At 55.8% G+C, this 18,531-nt stretch carries 16 protein-coding genes and 1 CRISPR repeat array; of the genes, 11 read left to right on the top strand and 5 right to left on the bottom strand.

All coding sequences use genetic code 11. From position 1 onward, the window contains the following. Nucleotides 1–74 precede the first annotated feature (74 nt). Nucleotides 75–1,658: a DUF5129 domain-containing protein gene (locus tag F4V60_RS12015; RefSeq protein ID WP_232315936.1), complete on the bottom strand. Its 1,584-nt coding sequence runs from the start codon at nucleotides 1,656–1,658 to the stop codon at nucleotides 75–77. 489 nt (nucleotides 1,659–2,147) lie between these two features. Between F4V60_RS12015 and cas7g the strand changes: the two genes are divergently transcribed. The 7 genes from cas7g (at nucleotide 2,148) to F4V60_RS12050 (ending at nucleotide 13,230) form a co-directional block, all read left to right on the top strand. Next, nucleotides 2,148–3,353, top strand: coding sequence for a type I-G CRISPR-associated RAMP protein Csb1/Cas7g (gene cas7g, locus F4V60_RS12020; protein ID WP_075730792.1), 1,206 nt, complete (start codon nucleotides 2,148–2,150; stop codon nucleotides 3,351–3,353). Beyond that, nucleotides 3,343–4,872, top strand: coding sequence for a type I-G CRISPR-associated protein Csb2 (gene csb2, locus F4V60_RS12025; RefSeq protein ID WP_075730793.1), 1,530 nt, complete (start codon nucleotides 3,343–3,345; stop codon nucleotides 4,870–4,872). The genes cas7g and csb2 overlap by 11 nt, the downstream gene beginning before the upstream one ends. Then, nucleotides 4,872–7,556, top strand: coding sequence for a type I-G CRISPR-associated helicase/endonuclease Cas3g (cas3g, locus tag F4V60_RS12030; protein WP_084559230.1), 2,685 nt, complete (start codon nucleotides 4,872–4,874; stop codon nucleotides 7,554–7,556). The genes csb2 and cas3g overlap by 1 nt, the downstream gene beginning before the upstream one ends. Beyond that, the gene (locus tag F4V60_RS12035) at nucleotides 7,553–8,578 is read left to right on the top strand and encodes a hypothetical protein (RefSeq protein ID WP_075730795.1); all 1,026 of its coding nucleotides are present in this window, start codon (nucleotides 7,553–7,555) and stop codon (nucleotides 8,576–8,578) included. Before cas3g ends, F4V60_RS12035 begins: the two co-directional genes overlap by 4 nt. After that, nucleotides 8,575–10,173 (top strand): CRISPR-associated endonuclease Cas4/Cas1, encoded by a 1,599-nt coding sequence (locus F4V60_RS12040; protein WP_075730796.1) that lies wholly within the window; start codon nucleotides 8,575–8,577, stop codon nucleotides 10,171–10,173. Before F4V60_RS12035 ends, F4V60_RS12040 begins: the two co-directional genes overlap by 4 nt. Continuing rightward, entirely contained in the window at nucleotides 10,170–10,472 is a 303-nt protein-coding gene (gene cas2 / locus F4V60_RS12045; RefSeq protein WP_075730797.1) for a CRISPR-associated endonuclease Cas2, read from the top strand. The genes F4V60_RS12040 and cas2 overlap by 4 nt, the downstream gene beginning before the upstream one ends. A 192-nt stretch (nucleotides 10,473–10,664) precedes the next feature. Next, nucleotides 10,665–12,584: direct repeats of the CRISPR family, unit length 36 nt; unit sequence GTCACCGTCCTTTCGAGGACGGTCTTTCATTGAGGC. 334 nt (nucleotides 12,585–12,918) lie between these two features. Continuing rightward, a complete protein-coding gene (locus F4V60_RS12050) occupies nucleotides 12,919–13,230 on the top strand; it encodes a helix-turn-helix domain-containing protein (RefSeq protein WP_084559233.1) in 312 nt (103 codons plus the stop codon). 25 nt (nucleotides 13,231–13,255) lie between these two features. Here the strand turns inward: F4V60_RS12050 and F4V60_RS12910 are convergent, their stop codons facing one another. The 3 genes from F4V60_RS12910 to F4V60_RS12060 are packed head-to-tail and all read right to left on the bottom strand — an operon-like array spanning nucleotide 13,256 to nucleotide 14,712. Continuing rightward, nucleotides 13,256–13,384, bottom strand: a complete 129-nt coding sequence (locus tag F4V60_RS12910) for a hypothetical protein (protein ID WP_255312483.1) — start codon at nucleotides 13,382–13,384, stop codon at nucleotides 13,256–13,258. Beyond that, the gene (locus F4V60_RS12055) at nucleotides 13,381–13,755 is read right to left on the bottom strand and encodes a MerR family transcriptional regulator (RefSeq protein WP_232315937.1); all 375 of its coding nucleotides are present in this window, start codon (nucleotides 13,753–13,755) and stop codon (nucleotides 13,381–13,383) included. The genes F4V60_RS12910 and F4V60_RS12055 overlap by 4 nt, the downstream gene beginning before the upstream one ends. A gap of 9 nt (nucleotides 13,756–13,764) precedes the next feature. Next, a complete protein-coding gene (locus tag F4V60_RS12060) occupies nucleotides 13,765–14,712 on the bottom strand; it encodes an SDR family oxidoreductase (protein WP_232315938.1) in 948 nt (315 codons plus the stop codon). A 97-nt stretch (nucleotides 14,713–14,809) separates the two neighbouring features. On the opposite strand from F4V60_RS12060, the gene F4V60_RS12065 reads away from it, so the two are divergent. From F4V60_RS12065 to F4V60_RS12075, 3 genes are all read left to right on the top strand, one after another. Then, entirely contained in the window at nucleotides 14,810–15,301 is a 492-nt protein-coding gene (locus F4V60_RS12065) for an SRPBCC family protein (RefSeq protein WP_075731385.1), read from the top strand. Nucleotides 15,302–15,477: 176 nt separating this feature from the next. Beyond that, nucleotides 15,478–15,981: a hypothetical protein gene (locus F4V60_RS12070; RefSeq protein WP_075730801.1), complete on the top strand. Its 504-nt coding sequence runs from the start codon at nucleotides 15,478–15,480 to the stop codon at nucleotides 15,979–15,981. Between the two features lie 190 nt (nucleotides 15,982–16,171). Then, the gene (locus F4V60_RS12075; protein WP_232315939.1) at nucleotides 16,172–16,849 is read left to right on the top strand and encodes an Abi family protein; all 678 of its coding nucleotides are present in this window, start codon (nucleotides 16,172–16,174) and stop codon (nucleotides 16,847–16,849) included. A 407-nt stretch (nucleotides 16,850–17,256) separates the two neighbouring features. Here the strand turns inward: F4V60_RS12075 and F4V60_RS12080 are convergent, their stop codons facing one another. Next, nucleotides 17,257–17,838: a hypothetical protein gene (locus F4V60_RS12080; RefSeq protein ID WP_075731387.1), complete on the bottom strand. Its 582-nt coding sequence runs from the start codon at nucleotides 17,836–17,838 to the stop codon at nucleotides 17,257–17,259. Between the two features lie 288 nt (nucleotides 17,839–18,126). Between F4V60_RS12080 and F4V60_RS13045 the strand changes: the two genes are divergently transcribed. Beyond that, on the top strand, nucleotides 18,127–18,531 hold a 405-nt coding region (locus F4V60_RS13045), incomplete at its 3' end, for an ATP-binding protein (RefSeq protein WP_428840514.1).

An 18,531-nucleotide genomic window follows, 5' to 3' on the forward strand; every position in this document is an offset into this window, starting at 1 on the left:
GTTAAACAGTGTAGTAGGAAGGACAACACTTCCTGCGACTGCTCCCCGGGTGGGGGCTTGGAATCTGTGAAGATCTAGAAACTCGATGACCCACCTGAGCCGGAGAAGCCGGAACTGAAACTGGTGTTGGCGCTACTGCCGGAGGAGGATTGAGCGCTTGCATTGCTCGAATGCCAGGTGCTCAGCGCCCAGAAGGGTACAAAGTTGTTGTAGCCATAACCCACCCGGTAATCCGGGGAAGTGATTCCCGGGGCCACCAGGGCAGTGTTCTTTGACTCATCAAGATCATCGAACTTCTGCTGACGCAGCTGCTCCAGGGCGGTGCGGTAATCCCCGAGCAGCAAGACGTACTCTTCCAAGAAGCCGGAATCCTGAGTCCTGTTCATCATAGAATCTGCTCGCTCGCGCAGGTTCTGCAGTTCGCGGTACAGGCCGGATTCGGCGTCGTCGAGGGAAACCTGGGCCTCTACGACGTCGTCACGCAGCGCCTGCAACTCAGTGCGGCGCACGAGCTCATCGCCGTGCTCCAAAGAATAAAGCTTGTCGATGTTGTCTTCCGCATAGCTAACCTCACGCGTTGTCACTGCGGCTTGATGGATAGCATCGGCCTGCTCCAGATACTTCTCATCCGGAGACTTCGATGTGAGATTACCCAAGGCATCTACTTGGCCGTGAATATTGAAGAATCGATCACGGACTTCTTCCCACTGCTTGCGCATGGTCTCATTCGCAAACGGTGAGGCAAGCGAGTGCGCACGGATATCAATCTGATCTAGCCGCGTGGCCAGTTCACCGTACTCCTTGCCCACCAGAGACATCTCCGCACGTGCCTGGGCTACCTTCTTAGCTTTATTGCGGCGATACGCACCAACGCCCATGCCAATGCCAAAGATTGCTCCACCGCCGCCAATCCCGGCTCCGGCCATCGCGCCGATGCGATCTCCTACGGCATCGTTATATCGATCCTCCGCGAGTTGTGACACATCTGTTGCCTCATCCGCCCCAGCGAAAAGACCGGCTGGTATGTTGTTGTCCTCTACGCCCGGCTTAATAGCATCAAGTGAATCATCGAGGTGAGAACTATCGCGCAGGTCAAGCGTATCTGCCACGTCCTCACCAGCGAAGATGAAAGCCTGGCGCGGATCGAGTCCCACCCCAACGATGAGCACGCCATCTGCAAACTTGTCATCCCCAATCAACTCCGGATGGTTATCACGCAGATAATTCTCAACGGTGTCATTAACGTTGTCATCATTGTCCGCAAAGACAATGTAGTTGAGCTGCTTTACTACTGCCGGAACCTCAAGACGCTCGGTGTCACGTTCCATGCGAGCTTCATCATCTGCGCTGAGCACACCGTCAGGGTTATCAATCTGGGTGCTAAACGTAGTGGTGATCTGCGTGTCTGCCGAATTGGAAATCTCATAGTCCGCACGCTGCGGAACATCCATGGCCGCCCCAACGCCGCCGACGAGCGCGCCGCCACCAATGGCACCCAAAATCAGCGAGACACCCATCATTTTTCCGATGCCCGGACGCGCCTGCTTATTGATCTCCTTGAGCTCAGCCTCAGTCAACGCCTGTGGCTTCTCGGCCTCAGGTGCCTTCTGGGCTACGTCCTTCTTGGCGGACTTCATGGGCTTCTTTTTCGCGCTCATGTCCTCCACTGTAGTTGAGTAAGCCACAGCCGGGCGTGCACAGCTCAGCCCTGCGGCCGCGCATCGGCTTCAACTTCCGGCGTATAGACCCACATGATGAAACGATGTATGGGAAGGACGACACCTCTTGCGACGACTCCCAGCGTGGGGGGCTTGGATGTGGTCGAAGCTATAGCTAAGTTGGAACTGGGCCTCGCAGCCTTTCATTGAGGCTTGTCCTGTGTTTGGGCAAGAGGCAATCCTCGAACTTCTGCTGCGGGGCCCTTACTTATGTGTTTTCGGACGCTGCCAAGGCAAGCGATTCGTGACGCGCTGGTTTTTCTTACTTGTCTTGTGTTTGTGAAAGAGGATTAACAATTATGCATTTCATGCTGCTTTCTAGCTTCTTCTGATACTATGGGCCGCATCAGACCAGATGCTTGCATCGATTCGGTCTGTCCCTATTTCCTATCACTTGCCTCGGACACCCTTGTCCGGAAAGGAACACCCGTGCTAACTCTCTCTACTCTCCTCGAAGCTGTGGCCCCCGGTGGGGCAGCCACTCTGACCTCCGTCACCCGTCTGCGTGCCGCCGCCGGGGAGCATGCTTCTGTGTCGCCTGCAAAGTTCGTCGATGGAAACAGCTCAGTATTTGCCTTCGAGACCCGCTTCATCGACGGAAAACCTCAACAGGCTGTGATTCTGGATTCCAAGCAAAGTAGCCTCAACCGCGGCGAGGCCGCAATCAGCTTGGCCATCGCCGATGGCCATCCGTTGCTAAGTCGCATCCCGCGGATTGTGGTGAACTACGAGAATGGCCCAACGTATTCGGACTGGGATCTCCCGCACCGTTTCGCCGACGGCCACGCCCGGGCGGGAACCATCGACGGCGAACCCGCTGTAAAGAACCCTCAGTTCAAGGCCATTCGAGATTCCACACAATCTAACGCCCAGGCCATCCTTAATGGCGCGCCAGCTGCACTTTTGCTCGGTGGTTGGGATTCTACTCGTGCGCAGAATCAACTGCGACTGCGAAGCGCCTTGGTTGGGGAAATTATTGGCGTCCTCGCAGACCAGAACGCTACCGGTGAGCAGCAACAATCCCGCCGGGGAGGGGCACGAATCGACCCAGTAGCAGCCTCGGTCAAACTTGATGCAACGGCTTATGCCCGGCTCGTCGACGCTCAGGAAGATGAGCTCTCTCCCGGAAACCTAAAGAAGAACCGCGAGACCATCAAAAAGGCGAAGAAGGGAGACACCCTGAGCGCAGCTTCACTAGGACTAGGAGCTATTCCTCCCTCCCTCGATTCCCTCGGCGGTGTATCGTGCCGGGACGTCATCCGTTCATGGGTGCTGAGTTTCGCCACCCTGCGCCAGTTGCGGTTCGGTGCCTCCGCAGAAGGCAATGAAGCAGCTAGGGCCCTTCTCGCAGCCCTTGGACTTGCATTGCTGGCTCGCGCGGAACAAGAGCTTTACTTACGCGCCAATTGCGATCTGGTCGAGATCGAGGCGCCAAAGGTCACTATTGACCGCCGCTACGGAGAATTTGAAGAGCTTCCTCCGCTCACAGTGGAAGCAGCAGATGGGCTCTTTGCCGAAGCACTCGAGCATGCACAGAAACTCGGCGTCGCAGAGTGGAACGGTCAGACTCTCGACATTGTTGGGTGCCCCGACATCTTGGGCGGTGCGGTAGAGGAATCCGAAGATGAAAACTGACACTCATCTCAGCGTGATCGCGCGCTTTCCTCTGGGGGTCTACATCGGCCATCGACCTGATGGAAGCCTTGATTTCGCGCCTTCCCCTGCCCGCCTCCATTCCGCCTTACTCAACGCCGCTGCCCAAGGAACGCGCGGCGAAGACGGCCAACCGAGCGCAGAATCACTTCACGCGCTGGAATGGTTAGAGCAAAATCCGCCAGATGCACTCTTTCAACCCGAGAGCATGATTGCCGGCACCACATCTTCGCGGTTCATGTACCGAAAAGTAGGAACACTTGCCAAATCTAAGGGAGGGAAATACCAGCCTGCTACAGAAAAACGTCGAGTTTCAGACGGGGTCTCCGTGTCCTCCGGTTTTGGATACCGTTGGGACAGCGTGCCGGCCGAAGTCGCTGAGACTATTCGTGGATTGCTGGAGGACGTGTCTTGTCTTGGCGAGACTCACAGCCTAGCGGTGCTGGAAGTAGCTGATTTCACCCCCAACCTCACTCGTGATGACGCGGCTGGAGCCTTCACTCCCGGAACCCAGGAGCGCGAAGTGGCAGCGCCGGGGCGCACCCAGAAGCTGATCTCCGAACACAACCAGCAGTTCAAGAAGAAGGCGCCACACAAGTTCTCCTTTTCGGCACGGCCTCATTCTTATATTCCGTCGCGAGAGTCAGTTAGACGTGTTCGCTACCGTTCGAACTCTCCACGCCACGAGGCGGTCACACCTTGGGCTGAGGTCTATTTCTTCGAGGTGGACAAAGAGATTCCCGCCAAGCATTACGTGGAGCTGTGCAGCACAATGCATAAGGCACTAATCTCTCGCAATGGCAACGATGTTTCTCCCGTCATTACGGGAAAGTACCTTTCTGGGACTAAACAAGAGCCAGCCAACCGCCTGGCGATTCAGTACCTACCAAGGAACATTTCGCGCATTCTGGGCTTTGATTCACCCGTGCTCGCGTTGTTTGTCCCTCGTGGCACCTCCGGAGCTGACTTACAGCAGATTCATGCTGCGGAGAAGATTGATCAACTGTGGTCGAGAAAACTCGGAAGATTAAGGATTCGCTTCACAGCAACCACCCGCTTTGCTGATCAGTTCTGGCCGAGCCCCGAACCGGGCTACAAGCGGCTTTGGAAGCCAATGATCCCTATCATTCCAGAGACTCGACCAGTGAGGCTCAAAGACGAAACCTGGGGCTTGGCTGACTCAGGGTTGCTTTCTTTGGCCTACGTATGGCGGGATGAGCTTTCATCCACCGAGAAAGGCCAACGCCGGTATATCGAATTGAGGAACCAAGTTCTTTCGCGCGGTGCATCCGTCTCTTATGCAAAAACCTCTCCAGTCAGGGCCCGTGACTTTGTGCACCGCACTCACAACTCTGTGCCCGTTCAACCGTATACCGCAATCTTCCAGCTCGGTTCTCTCGCTGACTCGCAAACCGCAGTGATGATCGGGCAGTCCCGCCACCTTGGCGGAGGCCTACTCGTACCGTTCGATGTCCCAGAAAAAGAATTGGAGTCTATCTGATGCTTAGTCTTGAAGATTTCGATGAGTTCTTTGCGGAACTAAATGGCGGGAATCAGCCCTTCACTTGGCAAGTAGATTTGCTCCGATTCGTAGTTGAAACAGGACAATGGCCGCAACAGATTGTTGCTCCAACTGGAGCTGGTAAGTCATCAGTTGTAGATGTCCATGTATTCGCCAACGCCCTTTCGGCTCTAGGACAAGCTCCGCGGATTCCTAGGCGTCTTCATTCTGTGGTCAACCGCCGTGGACTGGTAGATAGCCAATTCGAAAAGGCGATCCGCATTCAAGAAAGGCTCGACGAGCAAGCCAATGAGCCAGGACTCTTGGCTGAAGTCCACAAAACTTTGCGCACACTGCAGGAACCCACTGCCAGTACGTCTTGCCTATCGGTTTCCCTGCTTCGTGGTGGTTTAAGCAACAGAAGTCTGCCCGTCGATGATCCGGCTAGCTGCGCAATCATAGCGGCAACACCAGATATGTGGGGCTCTCGAGCGCTCTTCCACGGATATGGATCAAGCCGATTGGCTCGGCCACGCGAGACTTCACTCTTAACCTTCGACTCAGTCCTCGTCTTGGATGAATCCCATATCAACCAACAGCTGCTCGCCACAGCGCGCAGAGTCCGTCAACTGCAAGATTATGGGCGCGATCTCGGCGTTCCGCATTTACAAGTAGTCGAGACGACAGCAACTCCATCCACGAATGCCGACCACGTATCCACAATCGGGGTTCAGGCGGGAACTTTAGACGCAAGCCGCGATCAAGCACTGGCTCAGCGAATGCACGCAGACAAGTTCCTCAGGCGCGTGGCAGTTCCGAAATGGAACGGCCGGCCAGGAAACAAAAGCTTGGTTAATCAGGCAGTGGCGGAGGTGGAGACCCTGCTGCGGGCTCCTGAGCGAGCAGCAACTATCGGTTGTGTAGTCAACCATGTTGATACCGCCCTCAAAGTAGCGAGTGAACTACGGAAGAAGGACTACATCGTAGAGTTGCTGGTCGGTAGAATGCGTCCCCACGATCTAGCGGAATTGAAACGTCTCAGGCCAAAGCTACTGACCGTGGAAGGGGATCCCACGGTTGAGGTTGTCGTTGCAACTCAAACGCTCGAGGTAGGTGTAGACATCGACTTCGCATCTTTGGTGACTGAACTAGCGCCAGCTACGTCTTTGGCTCAACGCATGGGACGAGTAAACCGGTTGGGGCGATTCCAAAAGTCTGAGGTCTTAATCCTCCAACCACAATCCAGAGATTCCATCCGCGACGATCATCCGCCATACCTAGGTGCCGATCTGGTGAGCGCTTGGGAATGGCTCGATGGTCTTAGCGGCAGTGTTAACCCTGCTGCATTGGCATCTTCACCACCCCCTTCTAGTGAGCCGCGAAGGGCTCTTCTGCAAAGACTTGAGATGAGAGATCTGGATCTTCTCTCCCGCAGCAACGACATCCAGGCTATAGAGCCTTCTTTGGAGTTTTGGTTAAGGGATTCCCTGGAGTCCGAGCCAGCTGCAGGAGGAGTCATCGTACGGGAACTGCCTGCCGACGACACCTCGGCAGTTGAATTGTTGAAGACTGTGTCTCCAACCGATGACGAAGTATTCCCAGCCTCTTTGAGGATTCTCCGCCAGCTACAAGAGGATCTCACTTCGGCTAAGGGCTCAAGAACGACTGCTTCCTCGAATGGGTACCCACATCGAGCATTCGTATGGTCCGCAGGTGAGGTCTCTCAGCTAGAAGCAAGCGATAATCTGAAGCCCGGCGACGTATTGGTGATTGATCACGGCAAAGTATTCACATCGGAAAAGGTCGCGACTCAAGAACCCACAGATAGAAATGCGCCACTACCGGTACCGCGGGAGCGGATCACCGTCTATTTCAACGACCGCTTTGCCGATCCTCGCATCAAAGAGTTCTTCCGAAAAGCAGTAGACACCACCAGCGAGGAACTAACGCTACGGTGGCAAGACGCTTTCCCTGAGCAAGGCTTAGTCAGCGTCACGGCTTCAACTTCGCTCTGGCAGGATTTGCGGGCAAACCACGACGAGGCTGCCTGGATCGTTGTAGAGCAAGCAGTGGAACTGCTCGAAGATCCTGAGGCACGCCAAGAGTGGAGCCCCTCGGATCGGGTATACCTCAAAGATCACCAGGAAGACGTTGCTCAACGCTCTGAGTATCTATGCTCCCGAGTCGGGTTAGACGGCGAATTCACACAACAGGTTCATCTGGCCGCACTCCACCATGACGACGGCAAAGCGGATCCGCGATTTCAGCGGATGCTTGGCAATGTAGGCAAGGGCGATCCTTGGGCCAAGAGCGAAAACAGAAGTAATCAGTATATTCGTCGCCGCACCGCCCAAAGTGGTCTCCCGTTGCACTGGCGCCACGAGCAATACTCAGCATTGCTGCTAGCAGCGCAACAGCTAGAAAACCCTCTCGAGGTCTCCGACCTGAGCGTCTATATCGCGGGCACAAGCCACGGCTACGGACGAGATTCGTTTCCGCACACGAGTCAGCAGCTTCTGCTTGAGGGAAGCAGTAACAAGGCTCTCGCTAAACGCCTATTCGACCAGGGTTACTGGGAATCAATGTCGCAACACCTCGCACGAGAATACGGAACCTATCAATTGGCGTATCTAAGTTTCATTGAGCGAGCCGCAGATGCCCAAATTTCGAAGGAGGGACGATGAGTCTCACACTCACTCTTGCTGGATCGGTCGCATCTGGGTTGACGTATTTTTCCTGGGTTGGCGCTGCGGCACTTGCGCGCTCACTGAGCGAAGGTGACGTAGAAATGAGCTGGTCCCAAGATGCCCTTCCCCAGGCTAGATTGCATTGTGCTGACCTATCTCTCGATGACATAGCTAGTGAAGTCAAGCGCCTAGCCACAGAATGGGCCTCCGGATGGACCGCCGTCACAGTGCAGTATTCTGCCGGCGAGTTTTCACCTTTTAGTCCTCGATTCAAGGCCATAGATCCCATCAAACACCCCGCGGACTGGAACCTTCATCAGCAAGCCCGCCTTGCCCAACTGGACAAGCTCGCGGAAGAAGGAGACCATCTCGCCCTCAACTTGATTCAGGCGCTTGGCGAAGCCGCCTACTGGCGTTTCGATCGCGGTGCACCCCGCCCGGATCACGGTGCATCTAGATGGGACATGATAACTCGGACGGCGGGAAAGGACTTCGTACGCAGCCGTCTTCATGAAGTATGTGCAGATCTCAGTAACTGGTCCGTTACAGACATCCTTAAAGGGCTAACGGGAGAGCTGTTAAATGACACTATCGGCAAAAACAAAGCCACCTCTCGGACTTCTACGGGCCTCACTCCTCCGGGACCAGCCGATACAGCCTTAGCCTTCGTCGCGTTCCTGGGTTTTTCGAGATTCCCAATCTTACATCGATTGAGTCAAGTCGCGATTACTCCAGGGGCCTGCCCAGGTCATGTACTACATCCCACAGCCGCTGTGTTTCCCATTCCTGTATTGCCAATTACTCCGGAGCGCTTTGAGAACATTGTCATCTCCAAGTACTGGGCAGACCTCGTCTCTGAGTTAGGACCGGAAACCTCCATACTTAACTCTCCAGCTGACCACGAGCATTTTAAAGAACTTGGAATCCCAGCTGCCGCGCTTTACCGCATACGTCTTGCAGGATCCGCAAGCGCACCGGAGCGCTACTTCGAGGAAGGAAAGGTGGTCGTCTTGTCATGAAAGACGAAGATCTCCTCCCAATCAGCCTCGTGTTGCATACCGCTTTCTGCCCTAGACGTACGTGGCTCGAACTCAACGGCGAGTCCACCGATACGCTTCAAATGCAGTCCGGAGACTCCGCCCACAAACGCGTCGATATGCCCGAGAACTCGAGAGTTAAAAGGAAGTTTGCGGTCCCTATTTCATCGGACCAACTCGGCATCGTGGGGCGCTTAGACGAGCTTGAGATTTCAGATGATGGTGCTGTTCATGTGGTGGAGTACAAAGCTACTCCAGTCCGTAGAAGGGCCGAGGTCACCCCTGCGAACCGCCTGCAACTAACTTTGCAGAAGATGTGCTTGGAAAGTGCCGGCGTGCGTGTGGACTCACAAGCCATCTACTTCTCGGATCATCGACGCCGAATTGAAGTGGACCTCAACGAAGATGACCAAATTCGTGCGAAGGCACTCATCGAAGAAACTAGGGAGATTTCGAGTTCTGCGAAATCACCGCCACCGTTAGTTGGTGATGAACGATGTACTGCATGTTCTCATGCCTCGGTCTGCCTTCCTGACGAGCATCAGCTAACCGTCGTGCCCAGACGTATCAATGCAAGTGACCCCGACGGGCAGGTGCTTCACCTGACTGTGCAGGGATCACGAGCCTCGCTCCGCCGCGGACGAGTCGTTGTCTCCAAAGCAGGGGAGAACATAGGAGACGTACCAATCGAACGGGTTCAAGGGGTGGTCGTACATGGAAATATTGACATTTCAAGTGCGCTGAACCGAACCCTGTTATGGAACTCTGTTCCAATTGTTTGGTGCTCTGCAACTGGTCGCGTTTATGGCTATTCAAGGGCAACCGAGAGTCCAAATGGACTAGCACGCGTACAGCAACACGTGCACAGCCATCGCGGAAATCTCTCTATCGCTACCGGCATGATTCAGGCGAAAATCCTCAACCAAGCAACATTACTTCGGAGAAACGCAACAGAAAGTCCGTATCTGCTCACTTTGAAAAATGCTGCGTCTTCCGCCCTAACAGCCCCCGATTTGCCCAGTCTTTTCGGCATTGAAGGAGAAGCCGCCGCTGAATACTTCAAGACTTTTCCCCAGATGTTTCGACCTCAGAGGCTTTCTGAACTCGGATGGGAATGGCAAGGAAGACATGGGCGCGGGGCCGATGATCCACTCAATGTTCTGCTTAACTACTGCTACGGCTTATTAAAGACCGAGGCGATAAGAGCCGTTCTTTCTTGCGGTTTAGACCCCCATGCAGGGTTCCTACACAGCAGTAACCGGAACAAGCCAGCGTTGGCGCTCGATCTGATGGAGGAGTTCCGCGCCCCTGTTGCTGATTCCACGGTGGTTGCTCTAGTAAACCGACGAGAAATCAAAGACTCTGATTTCTCAACCGTCGGCGATGCATATCGCCTACGAGATAGTGGCCGTAAGAAAGTGATAGGAGCATTTGAAAGGAGAATCCAAACGAGCTTCCGTCACCCAACCTTCGGATACGACGTAACTTGGCGCCGAGCAATTGAAGTCCAGGCACGAATGATTCTGGGAGTTCTGGATGGTTCAATTCCTCGGTACGAAGGGGTGAGAATTCGATGAGCCGCGATGATGCGCGTCGAACCCTTATTTGTTACGACGTCACCAACGACAAGCGCCGGACTCGACTGGCCAAGTTATTGTCCTCGTATGGGGATCGAATACAGTACAGCGTGTTCGTCACCGATATTTCGCCCGCTCGCCTCCTCCGGCTAAAGGACGAAGCGAATGCCAAGATCGACAGTGCCGAAGATTCCATCCTCTTCTGCGATCTAGGCAGAGTCTCAGAGCTCTCAGACAAAAAGTTCAGCTACTTAGGGCAAACTAGAGAAGTCTCCGATAACGACGTGCTTATTCTCTAAAGCGGTAGGATTGCTGCTGCGAGCGCGATGATAGGACGGAAACCCCTGAACGCACTCGCAAGGCATCAACGCTGGTAGCTGTGTGAAAACTCGATAGAGAGCAAGATAAGCTATATTGAAAGCTAGCCTCGCGAGGTAGCGCTCGCAAAAGGCCGAAAATGGCCTGCTTATAGCACTAGTTTTTTGGGTGCTGTCACCGTCCTTTCGAGGACGGTCTTTCATTGAGGCTAAGAAAAAGACCACGCCTAAAGTCACTCCTGCTAAGGTCACCGTCCTTTCGAGGACGGTCTTTCATTGAGGCCCTCCGCTCGCTGCGCCTCCTGAACGTCACGCTCAGCCGTCACCGTCCTTTCGAGGACGGTCTTTCATTGAGGCCGACCCCGGCAGGAGTGGCGCCACCAACCACTACTTCGTCACCGTCCTTTCGAGGACGGTCTTTCATTGAGGCCCGGCTGGGTGAGGCTAAGGCCGACCGGAAGAATGGTCACCGTCCTTTCGAGGACGGTCTTTCATTGAGGCGACGGGGGGCGGTAATGCACCTCTATTTGCAAAAGGGTCACCGTCCTTTCGAGGACGGTCTTTCATTGAGGCTCTTCTCTCAGTACTTCTTCATCTCCTACCCCCCACGTCACCGTCCTTTCGAGGACGGTCTTTCATTGAGGCTATATCGTACTATGCGTGTCTAGTCGAGGGGGCAAACAAGTCACCGTCCTTTCGAGGACGGTCTTTCATTGAGGCGAAGGCACCGCCGCCATCGTCATTAGCGGCAAAAACGTCACCGTCCTTTCGAGGACGGTCTTTCATTGAGGCGTACACGCCGTCACCCGCAAAACACTCGTCGCCGCCGTGTCACCGTCCTTTCGAGGACGGTCTTTCATTGAGGCCTCTAGCGGAATTGGCAAAGAAAGAATGTACCTATCGTCACCGTCCTTTCGAGGACGGTCTTTCATTGAGGCACCTGCAAAGTCACCGACGCATCCGCATGCCCCATCGTCACCGTCCTTTCGAGGACGGTCTTTCATTGAGGCCTGCAACGCCCAGTCGCGGGCGAGGGTGGAATTAAGGTCACCGTCCTTTCGAGGACGGTCTTTCATTGAGGCTAACGGCTCCAGCGCCGCGCCTAATGAGACGCGCGGTCACCGTCCTTTCGAGGACGGTCTTTCATTGAGGCATCAACGCCGCCGTCCAGTTCTTCGCCTACGAGGTCACCGTCCTTTCGAGGACGGTCTTTCATTGAGGCGACAGCGAAAGGCACCGCGTGGCGCGTCATCTATAAGTCACCGTCCTTTCGAGGACGGTCTTTCATTGAGGCCCACAACGGCACGGTCGGTGAGGTGGTCGGGGTCGTAAGTCACCGTCCTTTCGAGGACGGTCTTTCATTGAGGCCAGACCCAAGCAGCCTAAGCCCACACCACAAGAAAAGGTCACCGTCCTTTCGAGGACGGTCTTTCATTGAGGCGGCCGGTAGCTCCAGCCTTGCCACCATGGCAGCGTCACCGTCCTTTCGAGGACGGTCTTTCATTGAGGCCAACAGGCGCAAGATCTGGTGGACATCATCATTGACGTCACCGTCCTTTCGAGGACGGTCTTTCATTGAGGCCCGCATCCTGGTACGCCAAGAGGGACAAGCGACCAGTCACCGTCCTTTCGAGGACGGTCTTTCATTGAGGCACCGCTAAGATGGTCAACCGTCCCGAGGGCCTAATCCAAGTCACCGTCCTTTCGAGGACGGTCTTTCATTGAGGCATTGGTGATATGGCGCACGCTAACCCGTTCTTTGCCGGTCACCGTCCTTTCGAGGACGGTCTTTCATTGAGGCCCGCCATATGTGTATCTCGATGCTGTCTCCTCGTGGGTCACCGTCCTTTCGAGGACGGTCTTTCATTGAGGCGCCTGCACACATTCCTCGACTACCTGCGCAGGGTGTCCGGTCACCGTCCTTTCGAGGACGGTCTTTCATTGAGGCTTGCGTGTGCTGCGCCCGGATGGCTCAATCTATTCTGAGGTCACCGTCCTTTCGAGGACGGTCTTTCATTGAGGCAAGCACGCACGAACCGCAGTAGACCCTAACCGCTGGTAACCGTCCTCTCGGGGACGGTCTTTCATTGAAGCCACGGCGAGCCTGCTCGTTGGGCGGCTGTATGCTCGGGTCGTCGTCCTTTCGCGGACGGCCTCTCGTCAATGTCTAGGTAAATGAAGTTCGTGAGAGGTTCTACCTCAAACTGGATGACTTAGATCAAGCAGTCCCCCAAGCAGCTATTGATCGTGAGCCTAAGTTCTATGGAATCGGCATCTGCCGAACCGGATGGGTTAAGAACTTAAGCCGGGGATTGTACGAATTCCGAGTTCGACGCACTCTTGGGGTGATTCTTGGAAGGGAGATAGCCCTTGACAGAATATGTGTTAAAGCACATAATAAAAGCTAGCAGTCCAGAGGGGAGACTCCATGCCCACCAAGAGTTTTGATTCGATAGCCAGCAAGGCCCGCCAGAACTGGTCCCAGCAAGCGCACGATGTCTACGAGGCCAGCTCCGCAGCATTTTCCGCTGAGGTGGCGCAGCGAGCAGAACTTGGCAGCCAGCTCCTTATAGCGCGCAAAGCACGCGCTCTATCGCAAGAATCCCTCGCCGAGCTGGCCGGCATTCAGCAGGCAGAAATCAGTCGAATCGAGCGCGGGATTAGCAATCCAACTATGGACACTCTCTCGAGGATAGTGCGAGCTCTCGGCATGAAACTGACCATCGCAGCGGCTACTTAGCCTCCCCATCCAGCCAGCCATTCCACTAAGGCTCCTGCGGCCGCGCATCGGCAGCAACTTCCGGCGTATAGACCTCGATCTTGTACTCGGTCACCTCGAGCGCAAGCAGGAGTTCGCGCAGCTGGCGCTGGATTCTGGCACGCTGCGCCATCATGATCTCGCGGCGCTCGGGGGAGCTCGATTCCCTTGCTCCACGAGCGCGACATAGCGCTTGAGCTCAGCCATCCCCATGCCGGAAAGCCGCATCCGGGTGAGGAATACCAGGCGGCGCAGATCGACATCACCGTAGCGGCGATAGCCGGCGGCATCCCGCGCGGGGGCGACCGGGCCCTCGTCCTCGTAGTAGCGCAGGGTATGCGCGCTGAGCCCGAACAATCCGGCGGCCTCGGAAATGCCTACAGGCAGGTTGGGGGAGGGCTCGGTAGGGGAGGCATCGATAAGCGCGTGCACAATATCGACGACTGGGGCCTGCGGGTCGGCGCCAGTCTTATCCAGCAATTCCTCGATGAGGGCACGGGTAGTCATGACACCAGTCTAAGTCGGTTCAGCGGGCGTCACCGAAGTCGCGCCCTGGCGAAACGCCCGCTGCGCCGCCTTCATACCCGGGAAATCGGCGGCCACCGAATACTCCTTCATCTTCTCAAGCGCCGCCAGATTCTCCCCGTAGGTGCGGCTAAGGTTGGCCACCGCCTCAGCACCCAGCGGCTGGCGCAAAGGTACCTCCGGCAGGTCGAGCACGCGACGGATAACCTCTGCCGCACGCTCCGGATCGCCCTCCTGGGCCCCATCGGGGGCGGCCATATCCTGCCGGATCGCACCAACCACGCCGTCATATTCCACCTTCTTGCCCGCCCAATTCAGCACGCCCGCGCTGTTGAACTCGGTGCGAAAGCGGCTCGGTTCCACAATGAGCACCCGGATTCCAAAGGGCGCGACCTCACCGAACAACGCCTCCGACCAACCCTCCAGCGCAAACTTGCCCGCCGAATAGCTACCGGCCGCCGGAAAGGACGTCCGCCCGCCCTGGCTGCTCATCTGCACAATCGCGCCGCCACCAGCCGCCCGCATGTGGGGCAGTGCCGCCCGCACCAGCGCCGCCGGGCCGTAGAGATGCTGCTCCAGCATGTCCCGCAGCTGCCCGTCGGTGACTTCCTCCGCAGTGCCCACCTGCCCAGCACCAGCATTATTGACCAGGACATCAATGCGCCCCAATGCTGCGATGGCCTGCTTGACAAAGCCCCCCGCACCCTCCGTATCCCGCACATCATGCACGATCCCGGTGAAACGATCACCATAAGCCTCCCGCATCTCCGCAAAGCCACGCGGGCGCCGCGCCGTAGCAACGACACTCTCACCACTGTCCAACGCCGCCAGTGCCAGCGTCTTCCCCAACCCGGAGGTCGCCCCCGTGATGAGCCAGGTTTTTTGATTCTTACTTGCAGTGCCAGCCGCACTGCCTGTTGCCATGTTGTTTTCTCTCATGCCACACACGCTAAAGCTTCGAGCGCGCTCGAAGGCAAGCCCAATTCACAACCTCAAGCACAAACCAAGACATGCCCGCACCCGCTATCCTATGAAAATGGCCTATGAACTCAGCGATTCCATCACCATCAACGCTTCCCCCGCAGCGGTGTTCAACCTCTTAAGTGACATCACCCGCACCGGCGAGTGGAGCGCCCAGTGCTACCGCGCGCACTGGAACGATGCCGACGATACCCACGCCTCCTACGCCCCCTCCCACGGCATTGGCTCCACCTTCACCGGCTACAACCACACCCCGGAACGCGAGTGGTCCACCACTTCCGAAGTCATCACCTACAAACCCAATACCGAGTTCTCCTGGCAAGTCCTCTCCAGCGGCACCATCTGGGGCTACCGGATGGAACCAGCACCCAATACAAACGACGCCACCCTCCTCACCGAATACACCGCCTTCACCCCAGCCGGTGAGGCCTACTTCCGCAGCAAATTCGGCCCCGACGCCACCGCCCAGGAAGCACAGCGCCAGCACGCCGCCACCGCCGGCATCACCCAGACGCTCACGCGCATCAAGGAAATCCTCGAGGGTTAAGTTCCAAACGTGCTCTAATGCGTGATCCAAGAACCAAGTGAAAATCGTGCTCTTGAACCTGTAAGGGTTCCTTACCGGTTGCAGCCAAGCGTGCTCGATACTCGCCCGATACTGTTTCAAAGCTTGATCTCGCACGACAATCTAAACCCCCAGCCCGGCCTTGAGGAGAGTTAAACATGAAGAAACAATCTTTATATGCCCTAGTGGGAGGGCTATGCCTCACTCTTTCTGCGTGCGGGAACGCCGTTCACACTAAGGTTTCTGGACAGGTTGGGTTCTCGCTGAATGAGGCTGGTGGGATTCTTATAGAAGTAGAATCCTGCGGTGCTGAATTAGACCGCGTGGACTTAGCTGGCCCGAACGTAGATGGTGCAAATCGACGATATGCCAGCTTCGTGGCTGAGGAACCTACATCTGGCTACTTTGACGTCGATATTTCGAACCCGGGGTCTAACTGGCGAGAAGATTCACAGATCCAGATTCCCGAGACACCTGATGAACTATTGATTGCGAATGCTTCGTCTTTGCATGAAGACATCCAGGCGTATCCAGTAGACGCGAAGCTATCGGAAATTCTTGCACTCAAGCCCAGAGAAATCCTTATCGGTTCTTTAGATGGCTCTTCAGAGCAAACCTCGAGAAAAATCGTAACGCAGGAAGAATTCGCTCGTTGTGATTAGTGCTTCTTCCAGGTAAATATGGGGCTGAGAAGCAAAGCTTGGCGCTGTAAGGAACAGATGCATCACACTAACGGGCTAGACTGAGCTCTAGGCATCAATGCAACAACCCCGAGCACAAGGCTCGGGGTTGTGGGATACGGTGCGCCGATCTACATCGACGCTCTAAAAGGCAAGGATAGCATCAGGCCCCATGATATCCAAGGATAAACTGGACACTATGCTCGGAACTGCTCGTTTCGAGAAGTACTTCGCCGCCGCGAGCGGAAACACGGAAAACGCAATCGCCCTGTATCGATGGAATACTCAGTTGGCGGGCGCGTTCCACTCCCAATTGTCTTACTTCGAGGTATTGACCCGCAATTCAATAAATGCCGCGCTGCAAACCTGGAATTACAAAGAGTGCGGTTATAGGGACTGGTCCTTGGAACACCAATCAGCAGATCTTCTCTACAAAATGCTGAACCAGCCTATGAGACAGGCTCGAAAACGGGCAAAGAAAGAATCGAGTAACCGCGGGAAAGAACATGCGCGAAAGAATGCCCCCTTGAATCACGATGACATCATCGCGCAACTGACTCTCGGTAACTGGTCCAACCTCTTCGGCGAAGCCCATCCCGATCATAAAGCCAACGCCAAGCTCTTGTGGAGGGACTGCCTGCACACGGCCTTTCCTCATGTTGATAGTAATGACCGTTCGCGCGAAGACATCGGAAGAAAACTCGAACGTTTGCGACGTTTGCGCAACCGTGTCTCACACCAAGAGAACCTTCTAGGGACAAACGTAAGGAGCCGTTTAAACGACATACTCTGTTCTCGGCGCTATAGACCCGTGCTACCCCGGTTGGGCAATGGTCGGCAGCCAAGTTAGGCGGATTGCACGAGAAGATCCTCGGAAAGTCTAAACGGAGGGGCTACGAATCCTCCGTTGATTAACCAACTCGGGCCCCATCTCTTCGGTGCACAACACCAAGAGCACTACAAACGTTCTCACCACCTTCGCCCCAGCCACCTGATTGGCCAGGATCTGCACAGATTGTCGCGCCACCCGGATCCACATATGAAGTGGTCGGAGTCCGGCTCCGTCGGGCTAATCCGCGATCGTCGCTTAGCTGTTCCCAGAATGCCTGTTACATCCAACGCGATCAGGCAAGCGACGTCGGCCTGATGCGCCAGGGGGCGCTATGTCCTGCCACCTCGACTTCCGACGCTACGTCCTTCCAGGATCCGAAACAGCCATACGGATGGCTGAATTCTTCCTTCACCTTCTCCGCCGCATCACCACTCAGGCAGCATCGCACGCCAAGCATGTCCTGGAGGTAAACCGACGCGCGCCTCCTGCGCGAAGTCTCGGTAGTACTCTGGCAGCAGCACTGGTGCTTTCGACTCATCGACCAACAACAGATCCCACCGATCCTCGTAGCGCTCGAACGTGGACAGATGCACGCGCGACCGCTCAACCGGCGCGTTCCGTTTGCCCGGCTCTATCCCGGGCGCGGTGAGCCAGTTCATGTGTTCGATCCATGCTGCCGCAGCCACATGCGAGCGCGGCACCACAAAGTTCCGCGGTGGAACGGTGAGGTCGTGCGGCACAGCCACCATGACGTAGTATTCGCGTTCGTGTCGGCTCGGCTCCTGCGACTTCGATCCAAGCGGCCAGCTAATTGACCGCCACTCCGACCCACGCGCTGTCTTTACTTGAATCTCAACCATCCGGCGATCATCCGAGCTTGTAAGCACGGCGAGGATATCCGTCCGTTCCAGGCCATCACGAGTCAGTGCCGGCGCCCAGCCATGTCGGGCCAGTTCAGCCGCAACATGATGTTCCCCGATGGTCTTGGTCTGCTTGGTATCCGCCACGACTTCGACGATACCAAGCGCTGCAGACAGTAGAAACAGGTTTAACCTCACACAGTTCCACGCACTCCACCACACTGAGACGACGTAAGCGCTGGAGAGAATTCCGAAATCAGTGGGCAAGGAAATTACTCAAAACAACTCGGGAAATACCTCTACCTGTATAAATGCTATGACATTAGGGATAGTTATCAAAAAGTTATTTTTGAGTTGTTTGAAACAACTATTGGACAACTTGGTCAGGGTCCATTCCTACGTAGCACTTGCGTGCGTCGGCCTCGAGACTGGGCCATGACCGATCCGGGCGTTGTGGACCAGTCTGCGCTGATGCTCAAGGTGCAATCACCCGGAAGTCTTCCTACGGGCGTTGCCAGTGACAAATTGCTATCCACCCAATCCATGCCCCGGAACCCTTGTCTAATGAATGCCATGCGGGTACTGGGCTTAGTCGAGCAGTCATCACAGGGATTTGACCGAATGTGGCTGTCGATGCTCATCTCAGGGAGAGAAGCCCCAGAAGTGGAGGAGGGAAGTGAGTCAGTTTCCGTCACATTTCTTGCGGGAACACCGGTTGCGTCCAATAGTGTGGTGTACAGCTACCGCCTGGTGAACCCCCCCTTGCCGACCAGCAAGGAGACCACCGCGGTACCTTTCGACTCAGCTCCTACACATCCTCGAAAGGACACCAACGATGGC

The sequence above is a fragment of the Corynebacterium flavescens genome (assembly GCF_008693105.1).
GTDB lineage: Bacteria > Actinomycetota > Actinomycetes > Mycobacteriales > Mycobacteriaceae > Corynebacterium > Corynebacterium flavescens.